The sequence below is a fragment of the Roseimarinus sediminis genome, from assembly GCF_050433125.1.
GTDB lineage: Bacteria > Bacteroidota > Bacteroidia > Bacteroidales > Prolixibacteraceae > Roseimarinus > Roseimarinus sediminis.
Genome location: NZ_JBNPXV010000042.1, coordinates 1 through 1,816, shown reverse-complemented (window position 1 = coordinate 1,816; position 1,816 = coordinate 1). Strand labels below are relative to the sequence as shown.

Sequence of the window (1,816 nt, the reverse complement as noted above, 5' to 3'; positions counted from 1 at the left end):
CGAATCGGCCAACTGCTTAATTACAGCAATATTGCGAATGAGTTAGGTGTTGATTTAAAAACTATTAAGTCCTGGTTTTCCATACTCGAAACCAGTTTCATAGCTTTTTCTCTTCAGCCTCATCACCAAAATTTTTCTAAGAGACTGGTCAAAACACCTAAGCTTTATTTCTATGATACCGGACTGGCTTGCAGTCTCCTGGGCATTAAAACAAAAGAGGATCTGGACGTGCATTGGGCAAAAGGCTCATTGTTTGAAAATATGGTAATTGTAGATATGATGAAGAATTTTCTGAATCGTGCCGAAGTGCCTCCCGTGTTTTTTTGGCGCGATAACACGGGAAATGAAATTGATTGCCTGATAGAACAGCATAATCAAGTAAAAAGTATAGAAATAAAATCGGCTCGGACTATGTCTTCGGATTTTTTCAAAGGCTTGAATTTCTACAAAAAACTAAATGAAAAAACAAAAACATACTTGATATATGGAGGAGCCAGAGAAAGCACAAGAAAGCAAACCGACATAATCAGTTGGAATAATACAGAAAAGCTGCTGTAAAGTCCCCCCCTGCTCTTCGCAACATGCAGAATAATCGCAAACGCCTGGTGCGGATATGCTATCCGCGCCTTTCAAATAGTGGATAAATCATCCACATAGCCCCCTCACTGACCCCATTAAAGCTCCAACACTCGCACTGTACTGCCCCAACCATTACAACCATTATAACCATTATAACCGGCAACAAAATAATAATAGCTCCAACACTCGCACTGTACTGCCCCAACCATTACAACCATTACAACCATTATAACCATTATAACCGGTAACAAAATAATAATAGCTCCAACACCCGCACCACACGCCCCCATCTCCCCCCTAGAGGCGAAATCCGACCGTCCACCGACGGGCGGTGAGTCCCAGTGTAACCAGAAGAGGAACCGGTAGGCGTAATAATCCCCACACACAGCAACTTCAATGGCAAACCTGTCCCCCCGACTAAGTAAGGGTTAAAACTAAAACAATTACAGTTATACTATATAGAATTCGCTTTGATCATTTTCACTAAAGTGTAAAGCAAAACACTTAAAAAATGTAAAGCAATACCTAGCAAATGTGTAAAACAAAAATTTCAAAAAGTGTAAAATGGTAGAAAACTTTTTATCTTTGCATTACAAATGCAAGCTTTTATGGAGTACTATACCCGAATAATAGAAGAAGAAATTTGGCAAAAGCTGCAAGCCTCGGGCGCTTTATTAATTAAAGGCCCTAAATCATGTGGAAAAACCGAAACTGCCAAACAATTTGCAAAAAGCATACTTCAAGTTGACAGGGACGAACAGGTACCCATAGTCATGAGCATTGATCCCCAAATCTTACTAAAAGGGGAAACTCCACGTTTAATCGATGAGTGGCAGGAGCAGCCTAAGTTATGGAATTATGTCAGGCACGAAGTGGATGACCGGAAAAAGAAAGCTCAATTTATTTTGACTGGCTCGGCAAATCCTGAAGAAGAAATAAAATTGCACAGTGGGGCCGGAAGATTTACTATTGTTGAAATGCAAACCATGTCGTGGCAGGAAATGGACTATTCGTCAGGGGCTGTAAGCCTTAATCAATTATTACATGGCAAGGCAATAAGGTATTCCCAAAACAGTCTGTCCATTGAATTGATTATTGAAAGAATGATAAAAGGAGGCTGGCCTGCATTGCTGAACACTTCCCTCCATGAGGCCATCCTATTAAACAGAAGCTATGTCGATTTGTTGGCAGAGGCAGATATGAGCCGGGTTTCAAATGTAAAACGCGATCCTCAAAA

At 40.6% G+C, this 1,816-nt stretch carries 2 protein-coding genes; both read left to right on the top strand.

Annotated features, from left to right (window positions below):
* A partial coding sequence (locus FHS86_RS19100; protein WP_429417660.1) for an ATP-binding protein occupies positions 1 to 558 on the top strand: 558 nt, incomplete at its 5' end.
* A gap of 629 nt (positions 559 to 1,187) precedes the next feature.
* On the top strand, positions 1,188 to 1,816 hold a 629-nt coding region (locus FHS86_RS19095; protein WP_429417657.1), incomplete at its 3' end, for an ATP-binding protein.